Source organism: Leptotrichia sp. HSP-342 (assembly GCF_041199995.1).
Taxonomy (GTDB): Bacteria; Fusobacteriota; Fusobacteriia; order Fusobacteriales; family Leptotrichiaceae; genus Leptotrichia; species Leptotrichia mesophila.
Genome location: NZ_CP165646.1, coordinates 1,794,612 through 1,814,941 on the forward strand (window position 1 = coordinate 1,794,612; position 20,330 = coordinate 1,814,941).

The 20,330-nt window shown below is 29.0% G+C and carries 16 protein-coding genes and 1 pseudogene; 7 read left to right on the forward strand and 10 right to left on the reverse strand.

Annotated elements, in window-relative coordinates; genetic code table 11:
* Positions 1-516 precede the first annotated feature (516 nt).
* Positions 517-1,227: a hypothetical protein gene (locus AB8B23_RS09100; RefSeq protein ID WP_369712483.1), complete on the forward strand. Its 711-nt coding sequence runs from the start codon at positions 517-519 to the stop codon at positions 1,225-1,227.
* A 394-nt stretch (positions 1,228-1,621) separates the two neighbouring features.
* On the opposite strand, the gene AB8B23_RS09105 is transcribed toward AB8B23_RS09100, so the two are convergent.
* The 3 genes and pseudogenes from AB8B23_RS09105 to AB8B23_RS09115 form a co-directional block, all read right to left on the reverse strand.
* Positions 1,622-2,386: a hypothetical protein gene (locus AB8B23_RS09105; RefSeq protein WP_369712484.1), complete on the reverse strand. Its 765-nt coding sequence runs from the start codon at positions 2,384-2,386 to the stop codon at positions 1,622-1,624.
* Positions 2,387-2,696: 310 nt separating this feature from the next.
* Positions 2,697-2,885, reverse strand: a pseudogene (locus AB8B23_RS09110) (helix-turn-helix domain-containing protein); the annotation flags it as partial.
* A gap of 67 nt (positions 2,886-2,952) precedes the next feature.
* Positions 2,953-3,540: a TMEM175 family protein gene (locus AB8B23_RS09115; RefSeq protein WP_369712485.1), complete on the reverse strand. Its 588-nt coding sequence runs from the start codon at positions 3,538-3,540 to the stop codon at positions 2,953-2,955.
* Between the two features lie 226 nt (positions 3,541-3,766).
* Here AB8B23_RS09115 and AB8B23_RS09120 point away from each other — a divergent pair, with 226 nt between their 5' ends.
* A complete protein-coding gene (locus AB8B23_RS09120) occupies positions 3,767-4,618 on the forward strand; it encodes a LysR family transcriptional regulator (RefSeq protein ID WP_369712486.1) in 852 nt (283 codons plus the stop codon).
* A gap of 112 nt (positions 4,619-4,730) precedes the next feature.
* On the opposite strand, the gene AB8B23_RS09125 is transcribed toward AB8B23_RS09120, so the two are convergent.
* A complete protein-coding gene (locus AB8B23_RS09125; RefSeq protein ID WP_369712487.1) occupies positions 4,731-5,576 on the reverse strand; it encodes an aldo/keto reductase in 846 nt (281 codons plus the stop codon).
* 187 nt (positions 5,577-5,763) lie between these two features.
* Positions 5,764-6,264: a Cys-tRNA(Pro) deacylase gene (gene ybaK, locus AB8B23_RS09130; protein ID WP_369712488.1), complete on the reverse strand. Its 501-nt coding sequence runs from the start codon at positions 6,262-6,264 to the stop codon at positions 5,764-5,766.
* Between the two features lie 241 nt (positions 6,265-6,505).
* Between ybaK and AB8B23_RS09135 the strand changes: the two genes are divergently transcribed.
* The gene (locus tag AB8B23_RS09135; protein WP_369712489.1) at positions 6,506-7,948 is read left to right on the forward strand and encodes an acyl-CoA dehydrogenase family protein; all 1,443 of its coding nucleotides are present in this window, start codon (positions 6,506-6,508) and stop codon (positions 7,946-7,948) included.
* 63 nt (positions 7,949-8,011) lie between these two features.
* Here AB8B23_RS09135 and gltS read toward each other — a convergent pair whose 3' ends face one another.
* Entirely contained in the window at positions 8,012-9,253 is a 1,242-nt protein-coding gene (gltS, locus tag AB8B23_RS09140; RefSeq protein WP_369712490.1) for a sodium/glutamate symporter, read from the reverse strand.
* Positions 9,254-9,463: 210 nt separating this feature from the next.
* Here gltS and AB8B23_RS09145 point away from each other — a divergent pair, with 210 nt between their 5' ends.
* From AB8B23_RS09145 to AB8B23_RS09160, 4 genes are all read left to right on the forward strand, one after another.
* A complete protein-coding gene (locus AB8B23_RS09145) occupies positions 9,464-10,924 on the forward strand; it encodes a glycoside hydrolase family 32 protein (protein ID WP_369712491.1) in 1,461 nt (486 codons plus the stop codon).
* A gap of 373 nt (positions 10,925-11,297) precedes the next feature.
* A complete protein-coding gene (gene rsmB, locus AB8B23_RS09150) occupies positions 11,298-12,605 on the forward strand; it encodes a 16S rRNA (cytosine(967)-C(5))-methyltransferase RsmB (protein ID WP_369712492.1) in 1,308 nt (435 codons plus the stop codon).
* Positions 12,606-12,735: 130 nt separating this feature from the next.
* Positions 12,736-14,493, forward strand: coding sequence for an NUDIX domain-containing protein (locus AB8B23_RS09155; protein WP_369712493.1), 1,758 nt, complete (start codon positions 12,736-12,738; stop codon positions 14,491-14,493).
* Between the two features lie 41 nt (positions 14,494-14,534).
* Positions 14,535-15,239: a M48 family metallopeptidase gene (locus AB8B23_RS09160; RefSeq protein ID WP_369712494.1), complete on the forward strand. Its 705-nt coding sequence runs from the start codon at positions 14,535-14,537 to the stop codon at positions 15,237-15,239.
* A 90-nt stretch (positions 15,240-15,329) separates the two neighbouring features.
* Here the strand turns inward: AB8B23_RS09160 and AB8B23_RS09165 are convergent, their stop codons facing one another.
* From AB8B23_RS09165 to AB8B23_RS09180, 4 genes are all read right to left on the reverse strand, one after another.
* Positions 15,330-15,722 (reverse strand): carbonic anhydrase, encoded by a 393-nt coding sequence (locus AB8B23_RS09165; protein ID WP_369712495.1) that lies wholly within the window; start codon positions 15,720-15,722, stop codon positions 15,330-15,332.
* A gap of 118 nt (positions 15,723-15,840) precedes the next feature.
* Complete coding sequence (locus AB8B23_RS09170; protein ID WP_369712496.1) at positions 15,841-17,490, reverse strand: NAD(P)/FAD-dependent oxidoreductase; 1,650 nt, start codon at positions 17,488-17,490, stop codon at positions 15,841-15,843.
* Between the two features lie 170 nt (positions 17,491-17,660).
* A complete protein-coding gene (locus tag AB8B23_RS09175; protein ID WP_369712497.1) occupies positions 17,661-18,896 on the reverse strand; it encodes an NAD(P)/FAD-dependent oxidoreductase in 1,236 nt (411 codons plus the stop codon).
* Positions 18,897-19,313: 417 nt separating this feature from the next.
* Entirely contained in the window at positions 19,314-19,598 is a 285-nt protein-coding gene (locus AB8B23_RS09180) for a hypothetical protein (protein WP_369712498.1), read from the reverse strand.
* Positions 19,599-20,330 lie beyond the last annotated feature (732 nt).

The window sequence follows — 20,330 nt, forward strand, 5'->3', positions numbered from 1 at the left end:
TAATAATAATTATAATTATACTAAAAAGGACTAATAAAATCCAGTCCATGTATTATTTTTTGATATTTTAATTTTAATATCAGCTGATACATATTTTAATTAACTAAAAAACTAGCAGTTAAACTACAAAACTGAAAAAAATCGAAAAAAGTTATCAATTATACAAAAAAAATTAATCTAAAAGTTGTAAAATAAAGTGTCATTATTTAGAAATAAAAAATAAGAACCATAAAAATTTTCTGTGGTATGATTAATTCACTACAAGAAATCAAAAAAGAAAACTAATATGGTTTGTAAACAAAAAACAACAAAAAGAAGAAAAGGACAACACTTAAAATTAATTGAGAAATGCTTTACATGGACACACTAATATGGTATTATATAACTAAAAGTGATAGAGGTACATATCGTAAAAAAATACAAGTCGTTTTATCAATAACTTAGAAATTTTAAAATTAAATAAAGGAGTGTGCTGTCATGAAATCTATGAAAAGGATTTTTTTAGAAATAATATTTTTGTTAACCTGTATTAATACTGCAGTTTTTGCAGGAGCTGAAGAATGTTCAGTATCAAATGCAAAGTTTCAAAAAAATTATAGCCCTATTAGCCATGCACTTCTTCCAAATAATGTATGGAGAAGTGAAAAGGAGAAGGAACTTTTCTTTAATTGTGTTCGTGCAGAGAAAAAATTTATTTATGAAATAATCGGAAAAGATGTTTCTATGCCATTAACAGTTAATATGCCAGTAGAGTTGGGACCTGACGGAACAGGTTCGTTAAGGCCTGGAAACACTCGTGATTTAAAAGTATATCCTGTTGAAGTCGAAGTTGAACCTGGTAAAGAGTACATAGCTATAATTCAATATTTAGGGTCAATGTCCTATGCCGCTCTGATACCATATTATTCAAGTGATGCCGTAGAGTTTATAAACAATAAGCAGGATATTTATGCTGGAGCATGGCATTTTTATGTTTATGATAATGGAACAGTGTACTATCCTAGATATTGGGATAGCATAAAGTTTAAAGTAAAAACGAAATACTCTAATGGTAAACCTGTTAAAAAGGCAATTGTGCGATTTATTGTATCAACTGCATATATGGAACAGCAAAGCAATAGTTTATTCGCTATAATGGAAACAACACATATAGGTGCTTCACAATTCTTAAATACACCAACTAAACAGGCAACTTATATTGATCCAAAAACTCATAAATTTTATTAGTCAATCTAATAACATACCAGTACTGACCCCAAAAAGGTGGAATTATACATACATATGAAATATATGTATGTTTTTTTTTGTGTTTAATGTAACAAAAATAAAATATGATTTAACAAAGAAAAATGTATATGATATATTCTCAAATTTGACAGTTAAAACCTCGAACTCTAACAGTATCAAGAGTTTGAGGTTTTTAAAAGTTGCACAATTTTTTCTACTTTTTATACTATTCCCCATTAAAACAAGGGAGTTTTTATAATTCTGTTTAGCAAGGGGGCAAGACCCCTTGTCAGAAAGTAAATGGATGGTATGACTACAATATTTCTATTCTTTTATAACAAAAAAAAGAAGCTGAACTCAAAATTTTAATCATTTTGAGACAGCTCTTTTTGTTCTACTTTAATTCAGGACCTGGGATTTTATAAACTGTAATTGTACCTGCTCCATTAAGTTGTGGATTATTTATCAAGCTTAACTCTAAATGTCCTTGAGTTTTAGGCAATACTTGAACAACATGCATGATTCCTTCTTTATTACCAATCATATTACGAGGCGCGCTATTGAAAATTCTTTTCCTAATTTCTATACCATATCCAAATTCAATACCTTCAGATTCATGTTCATATACTACATTAATAGCATTTGTTCTAGATACAGAATCTACCCAAATTAGATAATAACCAGGATCGAGATATTTATCAATATCTAATTTTTGAACTCCAATATTTAATCTGTCATAAAATACCTCTTCACCTTTAAATTGCATTGTACCTAAATCAATAAGTTCGTAATTACCTGTTGATGGTATAATTATTCCTTTTGCTCCTTTATAAGAAACTGGCTCTAGCTTTTCTTGATTTTTTATAGTATTTGTTTTTGACTTATTGGAAACAGAGGTTGGAGCTCCTGTATTTTGTATTGATTCTGACGATGTATTTTTATTGTAACCCGTATTACTATTATTTTTTTGATTTCCAACTTTCCCATCCATAACATCATTTACTGCTTTGTTAACCTTTCCAGAAATGTTAGTTTGTACAGTATTCGCTGCACCATTTACTATTCTTTGTCCAAGATTGGATAGCCACCCTGCTTGAGCAGGCACTGATAATACAACTAATGCTAAAATCCCAAATGCTTTTTTTGTCACTTTTTTCACGACACTCAGCTCCTTCTTTTAATAAAAAATTTTTTAATTAGTAATAAGACGAACAGTATTTTCCCATGATGTGTATTTCTATTATTTTCTTTTATATAATACCATATTAGTATAGTTATGTAAAGTTATTTCTAATATTCTTTTTTTAAAATTCTAATGTTAAAAGTTCTTCTTCTAGAAAATATTCACATTTTGGCAACGAAAAAAAAATACGCCAAATTTATGACGCATTTTATATTTTATAAGGAGATTAAATTCATATTTTTTATTATTCTTTCTCTTTCTGATACTGCGGTATTGTTTTCCCTGTCTATTTTTTAAATGCCCGATAAAAGGAAGAAGTTTCAGTATATCCAACCAGATAGGCTATTTCATCTATTGAAAGTTCCTTTGCTTCTAAATAGTTGAAGGTCATCATTTTTTGAATATCTTTTACCATCTGATTAAAACTGGTATTTTCTGCTGACAGATTTCTTTGAAGAGTCCTTCCACTTATCCCAAACTCTTCTGCTACATTTTCTAAGCCAAACTATCCACTAGGAATAAGCTGAAAAAATTTCATATTTCTATTTTTCCCTTCTTCTTTTTATTGCCTTATACTGTTCCGGAAATGCAATTCCAAATAAAGTAATATAAACACTTATCATCATTGCAGGCGGATAAAATATACACGATATTATTAACCCGATTATTTTTATACTTATATCAACTTTTATCCATCTTATCATTGTTTTTAATGATTCCTGCAATTCTTTATCATGTTTATTCACCTTTTCTATCAGATACAACGAGATTATATTGCAGAATGTAACAGCCAGAACTATTACCCCATAAAATCCTTGCGCTACACTACTGTTATAGTATGAAGTGACAAAAGAAGTCACATATGGAAAAAATGAGGAAAAGAAGAGTAGAGCTACATTTACCCAGACAATTGATGGTGTAATATATTTTATTTTATGCCATTCATTATGCAGATTTACCCACATTGTTCCAAGCCAGAAAAATGAAAGCGTATATGCAAAAAAATCTACTCTCAGATTCCAAAGTGCTTTTAAAGTTGCTGTTTCAGGTTTTTTCAGTTCTAATATAAGAATTGTCATAATAATTGCAAGTACAGCATCCATAAAAGCTGCCAATCTTTCTTTATTCATAATTAAACTCCATTCCATGATTTTATAATAATACAATTATATCATAAATCAGTAAGGAATTTAATTTTTAGTTTTTCATATATAATCTCCTTCATTTTCTTATTTTTATTTCCTTATCTTTATATAGTTATAATACTAAAATTTAAGATAAAAGTACAATACCGTTTAGAAAATGTGCTATAATTAAAATGCATACTAAAAATAAAAATTATATGAGGTGATTTATATGATAGAATTGGAACAACTTAAACAGCTTATCGCGTTTGCAACATATGGAACATTATCAAAAGCCGCTGAAGAATTGTATATTTCACAGCCTGCCCTTTCCCGTTCGATACAAAAGCTGGAAAAAACTTTAGGGGTTGAACTTTTTGACAGGAAAAAAAATAAGATGGAATTAAATGAAAATGGAAAAACTGTTATCCAGTACGCAGAAAAAATATTGAATCTTGTGGATGAAATGGAAGAAAAAGTTAATAAAAATAATCAGGTTCAAAATAATTTTTCAATTGGTTCATGTGCTCCAGCTCCATTGTGGGATATGATTTCATTATTTGGAAGATTTTATCCTGAAAAGTATATTCTTCATAAAATAGAAAATAATCTTCAGTTATTTGAAAAACTTAAAAATGGCAGTTATCAGATGATTATTCTTTCTGAACCTATTGATAATTCTGAATTTTTCTGCATAAAATACAAAACTGAACAATTATTTTTATCAGTTTCTTTGCAGCATCCGCTGGCTAAAAAAAAGGAAATACATTTTTCAGATATTACAGATGACAGAATGCTCTTATTCAATCCAATAGGAATATGGAAGGATGTAGTTTTAGAAAAAATGCCTAATATGAACTTTCTTATCCAAAACGACAGGATTATTTATCAGGAATTAGCTGAAATGCAAAATTTACTTCATTTCCGTTCAAATTTCACACTTGAACGTGAAGACAATTTCAAAAATAATATTTCAATCCCAATTGCTGACAAGGAAGCAAAAATAACTTTTTACTGTATTTGCAAGAAAAGTATAAAAAATGAAATTGAAAAAATTTTTGATAGTTTTTGTAAAAATTCTTAAAAAAATATGAGGGTGCATTTCCCTCATATCTTTATATACTCATATTTTCATTAGTTTATCATATAGCCATTTGAAAATCAAGAAAATTAAATTTTTGATTTCAAAACTCTTATTATAGTTTCCTTCCATTAAGCCATTTTACTATTTCTACATCATCATGGTTTAAAAATAAACTTTCCTTTTTATCAAGTTCAGATATTTTTCCCATATCCTCACTGTTCAATTCAAAGTCAAATACATTAAAATTTTCTTCAATTCTTTCTTTTCTGACTGATTTTGGTATTACAACTATATCTCTCTGAATTAGCCATCTTAAAATTACCTGAGCCACAGATTTATTGTATTTTTTACCAATTTCAGACAAAATTTCATTTGCAAATATTCCATTTTTTCCTTCTGCAAAAGGTCCCCATGATTCTATTTGAACCCCATATTCCTTCATTATTTCATTTGCTTTAACCTGCTGATTGAAAGGATGTGTTTCCACCTGATTTACAGCTGGCACTACTTCATTATTCATAATAAAATCAACCAGCCTGTCAGGATAGAAGTTACTTACACCAATTGCTTTTATTTTTCCTTCCTTATACAGCTCTGTCATCGCTCTCCAAGCTCCATATACATCATTAAATGGCTGATGTATAAGATATAAATCAATATATTCCAAATCCAATTTTTTTAAAGAAGTTTCAAATGCCAATTTTGCCTTTTCATAATTTGCATCACTTACCCATAATTTTGTTGTAACAAAAATTTCTTCCCTAGGTATACCGCTTCTTTTTATAGCTCTTCCCACAGCTTCTTCGTTTCTGTAGGACGCAGCTGTATCAATTAATCTATATCCTGCTTTTAACGCATTGTAAACCGCTTCCTCACATTCTTTCATATCATAAATTTGAAATACTCCAAATCCTAATATTGGTATTTTTACTCCATTGTTTAAAGTTACGTATTTCATAATATTTCCTCCTAATTTTATATATCCGTTTTCTAATTTATAGTTACACTACCAATCTTCTTGAACATATTTTACAAAAAAATTTTCCTAAAGTACAATATCAATTTTGCAAATTCACTATAACTAAAACACATACTAAAAAATAAACTATAAAAAAATTAGTATTTAAACGTCATCCCTTCACAATCTAAATTTCTTCCATCGTCAAATCCACAATAGTCCCCTTCACTACTTCAACTAGTTTTTCTGTTTCCACTTCCATCTGTAATCCTCGCCTACCAGCTGAAACCATTATTTTATCAAATTTTTCAACTTTCTTGTCAAAAAAAGTCCTAAACAGTTTTTTCATTCCTACAGGAGAACACCCTCCACGAATATATCCTGTTTCTTTTTCCAGTTCCGAAAGTGGCAACAAATCAATATTTTTCTCTTCGCAGGCCTTTGCCACCTTTTTCAAATCCAAATGTGCTTCTCCATGAATTACACACACATACAAATTTTTACTTTTCCCTTTCAAAACAATTGTCTTAAAAACTCTATCCGCTAGTTCAGGTAACTTTTCAGCAACACCAAGCCCTCCACTTTTATCCTCACTCCACTCATAAGTGTGAATAATATATGGTATTTTTTGTTTATCAAGCTGTCTTAATGCATTCGTTTTTGCAATTTTTTCTTTCTTATGTTTCATATTTCATTACCCCTATACTCGATTTTTTGTTATTTTCAGTATATCAAATTGACTTTTTTCAGTCAATAAAAAAAAATCTTTTTATACTTTAATTCATAATGTATTAAAGCAAATTATTAAAATAACTTTATTAATAAATTGTCATTTTTTTTCATTTATGTTATAATAACAACTGTTATACAAACAAATTATTTTAAAATCAAAATATTTTGATTTAAATTACTTACTTGGGAGGAGAAAAATGAATAAATTTATAAATGAAAATTTACTAAAAATGAATACAGAAGAATTTCTGTCTAATATAAAGAAGGCTTTCAATGATGTTTTTTCGAATGGAAATATTGAGAAAATAAATTTAATGAACTATTTGTCAGAGAAGAAATGGTTAAGTATAAAAAAATGTGGACTTTTACTGCCCTTTTTACCAGAAAAATTTGGAGGAAGAAAAAATAGTCAGCTCGAAATTCAGGAAGTGCTTAGAATTGCTGGGAACTATGGCGTACCAGTTACACTTAGAACAGGAATTGAAGGAGCATTAGTATTGCAGCCACTTCTTGAATATGGGAATAAGGAGCAAATTGAAAAAGGTCTGGAAATGATATTTAACGGAGAAGGGGGAGGACTGGCTATAACAGAGCCTGAAACTTCTGGATCTGCTATAGCAAAAGAAATGCAGTCTTACTATGAATATGTTGATGAAAATACAATTCATGTTAAAGCTGATAAATATTGGCAAGGAAATTCTCAAAGTGATTTTTTATTAATTGCAGCAAAGGAAAAGAAAGACGGTAAATTATCAAAAGTAATTAGCTTAATTTTAGTTCCAAGAGAATATATAACTTATGATGTGCTAAATTCGGAAGGTCTAAAAGCAGTAAGATATGCTGTAAATCATGTTGATGCAAAAATTTCTGCAAAATATATAATAAAACTTTCAGAAAGCAAGGCAAATTGTCTTAGAGAATTTCAAAATATCTTTATAAGAAGTAGATTGCAGCTAGTTGGAATGACACATGGAATTATGGAATATATCGTAAAAAATATAAATAAATTTGCTAAAAAAGAAATACCATTTGTTCAAAATGAATTAAATGAAATCGAAAATACTTATGATGTATCAAAAATTATGTATAGCTATACTTGTAACAATGTCTCTCCAGATAAGTCTGTTTCAGATAAATTAATGGAAGCAAATATTATAAAGAGCCTTGCTACTGAATATACTTACAAAGCAGCAAAAATTGCACAGAAACTTCTAGGGGCAAAAGGATTTGAAGCTGGGCATCCGATGAGCAATGTGGCAATTGACTTTAGGCCGTTTACTATCTTTGAAGGTCCGAATGATATGCTTTATGCAGAAATTTATGATCAGTTTTCAAAAGCTACGGCTGTGGAGAAGAAGGAAGGAATACGAATTAATAAAAATTCTACAATTTATGAAAGATTTATTTCGGATAGACGATTTAAAAATATATCTGTAAATAATATTGTTAATAAGGTAGACGATTTAATCAGTTTTCTAAAACATCAGACATTAAATGAGATGGATCATATAAAAAAAGTTTTTGTTGGTAAAATACTGGCAAGATTGTTTCTTTTAATTCAAACAGAATCAGATAATTTAATAAAATTTTTGATAAGAGATATTAGAAAAGATATTTTAGATTTTGAATATAACAGTTAAATTAATAAAAAAAGAAGGATAACTAATAAAAGCTATTCTTCTTTTGTTTTTTTATTCAAATATCTATTTGAAAAACTGTGTAAATATTGTAATAATACTGATATTTGCAAAGTCAATGAAAAGCGAACCAACAATTGGAATTACGAAAAATGCCATTTTTGAGTAGATATATTTTTCAGTAACAGCTTTCATATTTGAAATTCCATTTGGGGTTGCTCCTAGTCCAAATCCACAATGACCTGAAACCATAACAGCCGCATCGTAATCAGATCCCATCGCTTTAAATGTTATCCAGTTCAGATAGAAATAAATCAATATAACTTGTGCAACAAGTAAAATGAATACTGGAAGTGCCAAGTCAATAAGTTCCCATAATCGTAGTGTCATTAGTGCCATTGCTAGAAATAGGCTAAGTGCCACATCTTCAAGAATACTTATTTCTTTTGTCGGGGCATTCATTGCTTTTACATTGTCAGACAAATTTCTAATAATTGCAGCAACAATCATAGGTCCTATATAAATAGGAAAATGTGCTTCAAAGTTTGTAAAACTCATAAGATAGTCAATAAACATTGATAAATATGAACCAATTCCCATTGCAATCAGAATATAGAAAAATGCCATAGAAAAACGCTCTCCATCAAGAAAGGGCTTCTGTCTTTTTAATACTTCTTCATCAATATCTTCGTCTCCATGTTGTATCCCATCTTTTACAAAATGTTCTGGTAATAATTTATGTTTTTTTATAAGTCTGCTGGCAATAGGGCCTCCCATCGCAGATCCCACAATAAGTCCAAAAGTTGCTGAAGCTATCGCAATTGCATTTGCTCCTTTATATATAGGTCCAAGAGCTTCAATTGTTGGCGCTACGGCTGCAGATGTTCCATGTCCTCCAGTCATTGGAGTAGATCCTGTCATTAATGCCAATAATGGCGGAAGTCCTACAAATCTTGATAGTCCAACTGCAACAACATTCTGTAAAATACATAATCCAGCTGCAACAAAAAGAAAAATAGCAACTTTTTTCCCACCTTTTTTCAACACTTTAAGGCTAGCATTAAATCCTACACTTGTAAAAAACATTACCATAAAAAATTTCTGTAATGTATCATCAAATTTAATTTGAGCTACATTTGTCTGTCTTAAAATAAAAACAATTATTGAAAATAGAAACCCACCAATAACAGGTGCTGGAATACAATATTTCTCAAAAAAATTAATTTTTTTTCTAAGTCTTATTCCAATTAAAAGTAAAACAACTGCTAATCCAATTGTCTGAATCATATCCATATTAATTTTCGTCACAACTAATCACCTCACCATAAAATTTATAATTTATTGCTCAATTATACTATAAATCCTAATAAAGTGCAAATTTAAAAAGAAACTGTTTTTTTTTACTTAATTTGGAAAAAGCGATAAAATATGGTAAAATGTAATGAAAAACAAAAATAACAAAATATAAATAACAAAATATTTAATTTAAATTTAATAATTCGAAAGGTGGATTAAAATATGGATTTTACAAAAGTCAAAGAAAATGAAGAAAGAGCAATTTTAGAAAAAAAAGAAATTGTTGAAAAGGATTTTTGGCGACAAAAATATCATATTCAAGGAATTGTGGGGTTAATTAACGATCCAAATGGTTTTTCTCAGTTTAAAGGAAAATATCATATGTTTTATCAATGGAATCCATTAGGAACCGATCATAAAAATAAGACATGGGCTCATAGTGTAAGTAATGACTTGCTACATTGGAAAAGGCTAAAAACAGCTTTGAGACCTGATACCAGGTATTCTAAGGATGGCGTTTATTCTGGGAGTGCGATTGTAGATGATGAAAAACTTTATTTATTTTATACAGGAAATGTGAAAGATTCTGATGGAAATAGAGAATCTTACCAATGCTTAGCAGTTTCAAGCGACGGAGAAAATTTCGAGAGATGGGAGCCAAGCATTGTAAATCAGCCTGACGGATACACTCGACATATAAGAGATCCAAAAATTTGGAAAAAAGATGGGAAATTTTATGCGGTAATTGGTATTCAAAGTGAAGATTTGGAAGGAAAAGCAGTTTTATACAGTTCAGAAAATATAAAAGACTGGAAATTTGAAGGGGAAATTGCAGGAGCAAATCACGGAAAAATTAAAGACTTTGGATTTATGTGGGAATGTCCTGATTACTTTCAGTTAAAAGATGAAAAGACAGGAGAAATAAAGGATTTATTGGTTTTTTCACCGCAAGGATTAGAGCCAGAAGGAGATTTATACAACAATAAATATCAGACAGGATATTTATTTGGAAAATTAGATTATAAAAACCCTGAATTTGAAATCTCATCAAACTTTGTGGAAATTGACAGAGGAAATGACTTTTATGCACCACAGTCAATGGAAGATGATAAAGGAAGAAGGCTTATTGTAGGCTGGATGGGAATTCCAGAAGAAGAAGATTTTCCAACTGTAAAAAAAGAATGGCTTCACTGCCTAACTTTACCAAGAGAACTTAAAGTAATAGATGGAAAACTTTATCAAGTGCCTATAAATGAAATGGAAAGTATCCGTGGAGAAAAAATTGAGTTTAGTGGAAAAGTTACTGGAGAAGTGAAAGTTGGAACAGGAGTAACTTATGAATTAAAAGCTAAATTTACTGATTTTAATTCTGATTTTGGATTAAAATTACGAACTGGTAAAAGTAGTGAAACAGTTTTAAAATTTGACTATAATGATAAAAAATTCGTATTGGATAGAACAAAGGGAGAACAACCTGATAAAAGATTAAGAAAAGTTTATCTTGGAGATATTTCGGAATTAGAACTTACTGTGTTTGTAGATAGCTCTTCTATAGAAGTATTTATTAACGGTGGACAGGAAGTATTTTCTTCACGAATATTCCCTGAGAAAGATGCGAACGGAATAATCGTTTTTGCTGATAAAGATGTAAATGTGGAAATACAAAAATGGGAATGGAAATAAAGTTATGGCGAAAGAAACACATAAATGTGTTTAGTCGTTTTTATTCCAAAAAAAATCACGACATTTTAATTTTAGTGCAACAGATTGTTAAATAAATATCAAGCAAAATTTCGTTAAAGAAAAAATAACTGTTTGAGATTTTGGAATATATTTTAAATTACGTTCAGTTATTAATGTTAAAATAATCTTTTTTCAAAATCGAGTTTTATCTTTTCTTTATAAGAAAGTTTTGCGTAAAGCGGGTGTGCAGAGGTATGGCGTCTGATATCTCTGCGTAAAAAAACTAATATAAATATAAAATAAATTTAGATTGTTTAAAAATATTTATAAAAAATATTGTTATAAATTGTTTAATAAATTAGAAGGGAAGAAATTGGTAGAGAAAAATAGAAATAATATAAAATTAGACATAGTAAATTTACTGGATGAAATTCAGAATGGAAAATACAGTAATATCCAGTTAAATTACTATTTTTCTAAAAATAATTATACAAAAAAAGAAAAAATGTTTATTACAAATGTAATAAATATTGTGATAAAAAATTTGATTTATATTGATTATCTGATAGGGAAAAGTGTTAGAAATGTGAAAAAACGCAAAATAAAGCAGCTTTTGAGAATTTCGGTTGCTCAATTGTTTTTCATGGAATCGGATAATGCGGGAGTTATTTTTGAGGCTGGGGAAATTGCAAAAATTTTGAATGCACATCAAGCTGGATTTGTGAATGCAACTTTGCAGACGATTTTGAAAAATAAAGAAAAATTTGACGAGGAAATTCCAAAAGATAACAGGGAAAGTATTGTTTTGTCATATCCGCAATGGTTTGTGAATAAGATGAGAATTGATTATCCTGATGATTATTTGGAAATGCTTAAATCTTATAAAAAAAGAAGTTATTTGTCAATTAGATTTGATAAAAATAAAATTACGAGAGAAAAATTTGAGGAATTGCTGAAAAATATTAAGACAGATGTCTTATTTTCTGTTGGAGAAGTTTATTATTTATCAAATGCAAATATTTTTGATACAGAAATTTATAAAAATGGAGATGCTGTGATTCAGGATGCTTCGTCTTATCTAGCCGTGAGAAATTTAGGCGTGAAAGATGGGGAAACTGTACTTGATGCTTGCTCTGCTCCTGGTGGAAAATCCCTTGCGATTTTACAGCTGTTTAATCCTAAAAAGCTGATTTCTACTGATATTCATGAGCATAAAGTAAAATTATTGAATGAACTTAAAAATAAATATGGTTACAGCAATTTTGAAGTAAAATTAAATGACGCTACACAAATTGAGAATTTAGATACAATGTTTGATAAGGTACTTTTAGATATGCCCTGCAGTGGGCTTGGAGTTCTTCGGAAAAAGCCTGAAAAAATATATGATTTAACGGCAAATGATATAAAAAGTTTGAAGAAACTTCAGAAAAAAATATTTGAAAGTGCGTATAAATCTTTGAAAAATGGCGGAGAAATAGTTTACAGCACTTGTACATTTTCTAAAAATGAGAATACTAATAATATTCAGTATTTTCTCGAAAAATATGAGGATTTGGAAATTATGGAAGTAGAGATTCCTGAAAATATTGACAATATAAGAGATGAATTTGGGGGAATTTATATTTCATATAAAAATGAATATTTGGATGGGTTTTATATTGCAAAATTAAGAAAAAAATAAAAAATTTTTGAGTATAGTAAACTAAAAATGAAATTAAATTTTTTAGAGCTAGTTTATAAAATAGAAATAAATTTGGAAACGAAATATTCTATAAAAGTACCGAAAAAATAATTGAAAGGACATATTTGGAATGCGATTTGATTTGGATGATGATGTAAAATTCATATTGGAACAACTGAATAAAAACGGAACAGGATTTCTTGTTGGTGGAGCAGTTAGAGATAAAATTCTAAATAAGGATCCCGGTGATTATGATTTCGCAACTGATATAGGTTATTCAGAATTAAAAAGAATCTTTGCAGATTATAGCCCAAAAGAAATGGGTGCTCACTTTGGAATTCTTATGATAAATGTCAATGGAAAAAGTTATGAAATAGCAAAATTCCGTAAAGAAACGGGAGTTTATAACAGCAGATACCCAAAGGAAATAAAATTTGTAAAAACAATTGAAGAAGATTTAGCAAGACGTGATTTTACGATAAATTCGCTTGCTTACAGCAAGCAAACTGGGATAGTTGATTTGTATGGCGGAAGGCAGGATATTAGAAGAAAAGTTATAAGGTTTGTAGGAAAGCCTAAGATAAGGATAGAAGAGGATGCACTTAGAATTTTGAGGGCCTTTAGATTTGTTTCTAAGTTAGGATTTAATTTGGATAAAAAAACATCGGAAGCTATTTATAAAAAAAGAAAATTTTTGACAAAAATATCTAAAGAGAGAATTTTTGACGAATTAAGTAAAATTTTAATGGGAAAGTATTCAAAAAAAGCTTTTATCGAAATGAAAAAATTACGAGTTTTAGAAATAATAATTCCAGAATTTCGTTATGCCTATAATTTTAATCAGAATAACCCCCATCATCCTGATGACTTGTTTAACCACATTATAAAAGTTATCCATCTTTGTGATTACGATTTGATAACGAGATTTGCCGCACTTTTTCACGATTTAGGAAAAATAAATGTGAAAATTATTGATGCAAAAGGTATTTTTCATTTTTATGGACATGAAAAAGAAAGTGCATTAATCGCGGAAGAAGAGTTGAGACAGCTTAAAGCTTCTAATGATTTTACAAATTCAGTAAAAAAAATTGTAAGAAATCATATGTTAATCTATCAGGATGTTTCAGATAAGACGTTGAAAAAGCTGATTATAGAAATGGAAGAAAAAAATCTAAAAAGACTTTTCAATTTATTTTATGCAGATTTAAATTCTAAAGAAATTAGCAGAAAAAAAGAAAATGAAAAGATTTTGCAAAATTTTTGGGATAAAATTGAAAATATAAAAAAACAGGGGAAAATACCACAGTTTAATGACTTGGATATAACTGGAATTGATTTGATTAATCTTAAATTTAGCAATCGTGAGATTGGTGAAGTAAAAAATAAGCTATATGAACTTGTTTTAGGAGATGAAATTGAAAATGAGAAGGAAGCATTATTAAAATATATTGTAAAGCATTACAATTTAAATGATAAATTTGAGTATGAAAATTCATGTGGAGCGATTGTTTTTAATGAAAATACTGAAAAAATTTTGCTTGTGAAAATGCACAATGGTAACTGGGGATTTCCAAAAGGGCATATCGAAAACAATGAAACAAAGGAAGAAACAGCAATTCGTGAAGTTCACGAAGAAACAAATGTAAATATAAAAATTATTCCAAATTTTGAACGTGAAATAAAGTATATTCCAAACGAAAAAACTATTAAGAAAGTTACGATTTTTGCAGGAATTACACAAGATGAAGAGGTTAAGATTGATACTTTTGAAATTGAGGATTTTCAGTGGTGTACTTATGAGGAAGCATTAAAGCTGGTTACTTATAAGCTTCAGAAGGATGTACTGGAAAAGGCAAGAAAAGTATTTGTAAAGTCGAAGATAGGTTAGAGTTTAGAAAAATAAATGTATGAGGAAAATAAAGTAAAAAAATGAAAACAGAAAAAATTTTAGGTTATGAAGTTCACAGAAAAAAAGTAAAAAATATAAATTTGCGAATAAAGCCCAATATGGAAGTTTATATTTCTGTGCCAATGAATTTACATCGTGATTACATCGAAAATTTTATCCGTTCTAAAGAAGGCTGGATAAAAAGTGTTTTGAAAAAAGTTGAAGATGTGAAGAAAAAACAGAAGGGCTTTGAATACAAAACTGGCGAAATTCATAAATTTTTGGGAAAAGAATACAATTTAACTGTGAAAACAGGAAACTTTAATGGAGTGAATTTAATAAATAATGAAAAAAAGCCGAATATAATTTTAACAGTTAATGAAAACATTTTGGAAAATACCGACGAAAAGAAAAAAGTTATGGAAAAATGGTATTTTGAAAATGCAAAAAAGTTATTTCCGCAATTTATGGAAAAATGGCTGAAAATATTGGATGAGCATGTGGAAAAAGTGGCAATAAAGCCTATGAAGACTAGATGGGGCTCGTGCAATTATGTAAAAAAATATATAAATCTTAATACGGAGCTTATAAAAAGGACGCCTTTTGAGATAGAATATGTGGTTTTACATGAATTGACTCATTTAAAGTATCCAAATCACGGAAAGGGTTTTTATAATTATGTCGAACGATATATGCCAAATTACAAGATTGCTGAAAAAATGCTAAATGCTAAACATTATTATTAAATTTCAAATAAAAGTAATATTAAAAATATTTTTTTAAATAAAATAGGAACTACCAGTTAATAGCAGTTCCTTTATTTTTTATTAATTCAATTAATTAATATCATCAATGTCGTAATCGACTAAAATTTCAATTTCTCCATTTTCATGGACAAAAAGCCCAGTAACAGCCTCATGAGGTAAATCGTTGTGCATTTTCTCAGCTGCTTGTCGAATATAGCCTTTTTGTGTTTCATCATCAATAGGACAACCAGCACAGTCACTATGTCCTGCCACAAAGATATGGTCAGATTTATGTTTATTAACCGAAATTAAAACAACCTTATCTTCTATTTTTTTTAAATAACCCTCATCACTAACAATTTTATTTACCGCTCCTGCATCAGTAATGGTATCAACAAAAGTATATCTATAATTACTTCTGATATATTCATTCAAAATATGAATAAATCTCCCATCCATACAGCATACTAAAGTACAAAACATAATATCCTCCCTTATTCAAACAACTATAGATTTTAAATTATTACAAATTTGAAGTTGCTTGAAAAATATCTTAAAGATGTTGAGATTATAGCATATTTATTGGTAAAAATCAAAAATTTTAACTTAATAAATTTTCTAGAAAATATTCAATCACATATTCTGCACATTTTATCCCATCAACTGCCGCCGACATAATCCCGCCAGCATATCCTGCACCTTCTCCACAAGGCATAAGACCTTCAATATTTGAGAAAAATCTTTCATTTCTAGGAATTTTCACTGGAGATGAACTACGGCTTTCGACACCTGACAGAATTGCGTCATAATTAGCAAAACCCTTTATTTTTTTATCCATTAAGGTAATTCCTTCTTTTATGGAATCGTTTATAAATTGTGGAAAAATTTTATTTAAGTTTGCAAATTTGTAGCCTGCTAGGTAGCTTGGCCTTACTTTTCCTAATTTTGTTGAGATTTTATTATTTACAAAATCGCCAAATAGCTGAATAGGGGCTTTGTAATCTTTTCCACCAAGCTCAAATGCTTTTTCTTCCAATTTTCTTTGAAATTCGACTCCAGCTAAAACGCTTTCTCCTGGGAAATCTTCAGGAAATACATTTACCAAAATTGCAGAGTTTGCATTTTCCAAATCTCTCTGTGAATAACTCATTCCATTTACGACAAGTCTGCCTTCTTCGCTTGAAGATGGTACAACGACACCTCCAGGACACATGCAGAATGTATAAACTCCACGTCCGTTGCTTGTCTTTACATTTAATTTATATTCTGCAGCAGGTAATTTATCAGCAAATTTTCCATATTGCGAATAATTTATCATACTTTGAAGATGCTCAATTCTGACTCCTACCGAAAAAGTTTTCCGTTCCATTGTCACATTTTCTTCGTTCAGCATAAAGAAAGTTTCTCTTGCGCTATGCCCAATTGCAAGAATTACAATATTTGTTGGAATTTCATAAATTTTATTTTCATCAGAATTTTCTACATTTTCAACTAAAATGCTTTTTATTTTGTTATTTTCAGAATCAGGTTTTTCATAGTTTACTTTTACAAGTTTTGTGCTAAAACGGTACTCTCCCCCAAGACTTTCGATTTTATGCCTGATTTTGCGCATTATTTCAATTAATTTATCAGTTCCGATGTGGGGTTTGGACATATAATTTATTTTTGGATCAGCACCAGCGAGAATTAATTCATCATAAACCTTCTGAATCCGAAAATTATTTGTGTTCGTGTTTAGTTTCCCATCTGAAAATGTTCCAGCTCCTCCTTCTCCAAACTGTACATTTGAATATTTATCAAGTTTTCCAGTTTTGAAAAAATTATAGACATCCTTTTCACGCTCATCTACATTTTTTCCCTGCTCAATGATAATTGGCTTTAATCCAGCTTCGGCAAGCACAAGTCCAGCAAAAATTCCAGCAGGACCGCTTCCAACAATAACAGGACGTTTTACATTTTCAGTTTCTGTAAAGTTCTCAATTTTTTCCGTAGAATAAGGTTTTTTCTCAATTTTTCGCACATTTTTTACATTTTCAAATCTTTTCTTTTCCGTTTCCTCATCAAAGTTGAAGGAAATATCCACTGCATAAACAAATACAATATTATCTTTTTTTCTGGCATCAATCGCCTGTCCTGCGATTTCAAATGACTTTACTTCATTCTCATTGATTCTGTAAAGTTTGTAAACTGTTTTTTTTAAATCGTTTTCGCTGTGTTTTACAGGCATTTTTATATTATTTATTCTAATCATTTTTCTCCTTAATTTAGTTTAGCTGTTTTTAAAAGTTTGCAATATTATTTTTCATTTTAAATAGTAAATTTGCTATAAATCTATTTTAGAAATAGAGTTAAAAGTAAATAATTTATAAAATTTATTATTAATAGTGTTTAATTTAGCAACATTTTAAATTATACTTTTTTTTAAAGATTTTTTCCTAAAAAATATCCAGAAGTCCACGCCCATTGTAAGTTAAATCCACCGCATTCACCATAAACATCCAGTATTTCCCCAGCAAAATACAGATTTTTAACTTTTTTTGATTCCAGATTTTCCAGATTAACTTCACTTAGAGGAATACCTCCAGCAGTAACTTGAGCCGCTTTAAAGCCATTGGTATCAATAATTTTTATTCTATATTTTTTTAAAGTTGTACAAATTTTGCGAATTTCGTTGTCTGTAAGTTCATTTATACTTTTTGATAATTTTTCAATTCCTGCCGATTTTGTTAAAAATTGTCCTAGTTTTTTATTGACAACTCCATTAAAAAATTGTTCCATTGTAAAATCCTTTAATATTGTCCGGCGTTTTTTCAAAATTTCAAAAATTTCATTATAAGTAAATTTTGGCATAAAGTCAATTTCAAATTCCACATTTTTATAAATTGGGAAAACATACGAAATATTAAAAACCACATTTCCAGAAATGCCAAAATCAGTAAACAGCAGTTCACCATCATAAGTACAAATTTTTTCCTTTTCACCGTTTCTGTTTTCTCCAAAAGCTGTAATTTCCACATCCGACTTAATCCCTTTTAAACCTTTAATTTTTTCTTTTTCTGCCTTTAGCTGTACAATAACAGGCGTTAATTCTGTGACAGTATGCCCAAAGCATTTTGCCAGCTCATAGCCGCTTCCGTTCGAACCAAGTTCAGGATACGATTTTCCACCAGTTGCAAGCACTACCTTTTTGGCAATTATCTGCCTTTTATCCTCAGAAATTATCTTAAAATCAAACATTTCCTTCTCAATTTTTGTAACATAAAAATCTGTAATTATCTCTATTCCAAGACTTTGTGTATAAAATCTGAGTCCATCCACAATTGATGCAGCCTGTCCGCTAAGTGGATAAACTTTCCCTCGATTTTCCTCATTACAAATAATCCCGACTTCATCTTCAAAAAATCTCATTGCATCTTGTGAAGTAAAACTTTCTAAAATTTTCTCAATAGGCTGCTTCATTTTTTCAATTCCAAAATAATTTCTATTGGAAGCATTCACATTTGTCAAGTTACATCGTCCATTTCCAGTTGTAAGTACTTTTTTCAGAACCCTGTCCTTTCTTTCCAAAATGACAACATCCTTACCATTTTTTTTTGCAGTAATCGCTGTTAAAAAACCCGATGCACCGCCACCAATTATTGCTATTTCTTTTTTCATACTGTGATCCTATTCTCCTAAATATTTATTTGTTATAAATCTCAAAATCATAGTCAGTTCATTTAAAAATTGGAATAAAAATATGCAAAGGTTATAATTTTCTACTCTCATTTTAAACTATGATTTCTATATTATTAATTTCTTTGTTCAAAAGCTAATCTAAAATAAAAACGAGCCGTGTGCTCGTTTTTTTGTATGAAAGAAGTCTAAATGTAGAGATGGGGCGTCTCTATTAGACAGTTATTTATATCACATATAACTTTATTTGTCAATATTCTAAGAATCACTTTTTTAACTTCCTATTAAAAATTTTAAATTATAAAAGACAGTCAAAATATATCATTTCTATATAATGACTGTTTTTAAATTATTTATCTGATTTATTTTGATACATGACTCGTAACTTATTTTTTAATTTTATTTTTTATTTGCATCTTTTAAATTTATAGTTTTTGGAGTATTAGTTTTTATATCCTTTGTAGTAGTTTTTGGAGCTTTTGGTTCTTTCTGAGTTCTATTGGTAATTGCTCTTTTTAAAGCCCTACCTGCACTATTTCCTAATATTACTCCACTATCCATTACCATTCCCATGGCTCTTCCATCCTCACCTCCAATTATTCTACCTGCCTGTGCAAAAGTACAGCTGATGCAACTAGAAGCAATAATTGTTGTTAATAACAAAACTTTAAATTTAGATTTCATAACAATTCTCTCCTTTTTTTACAGTAATTAATTTTCTATTATTTTCAATAGTATATTACCATATATTTTTCGTAATGTCAATACTATTTTATGAAAAAGTTTAAAAATTTTTTGTTTTAATATAGTATTTAATTTACCGTATAAATATTGACTTTTATTTTATTTGTTATAATTATATCAATAACAGAATATTTTAAAATTCTATAATAATTAGTTTGATAGGTTTGTTAAAAAAATTGAATCTAATTTTTAAGTATCTAAATAAGAGATTTTTATTTAAATTTTGAAAAATTGCTTGTTGCTAATAAATATTTTTTCATAATTAAATGTTTTCTCTTTTTGTATAAGCAAGGGAAATCAATCGCCATTTCCCTTCATTTCGCAATAATAGTTATTCTAGTATATTTAAATAATAATATATTAAAGAGAATGGCGAAAGTGCTACGCACTAACCCTGGCTCGTCTAAGCATTTTTTTGAAATATTCCCAAATAAAATTTGGGAAAGTAGTTTAAACCTTATTATTTGGATAAAACCTTGATTACTACGAAAACGAAACTCGCTAACGCTCACTTTCGCAAATAAAGTTTAGAACAACTCTATAAAATATTTTTGCTATAAAGCTTTTGGCGAAAGAAACACATAAATGTGTTTAGTCGTTTTCATTCAAAAAAAATCACGACATTCTCTATTAAATTATAAAGATTATCATATTTAAATTTTAGGCTTTTGT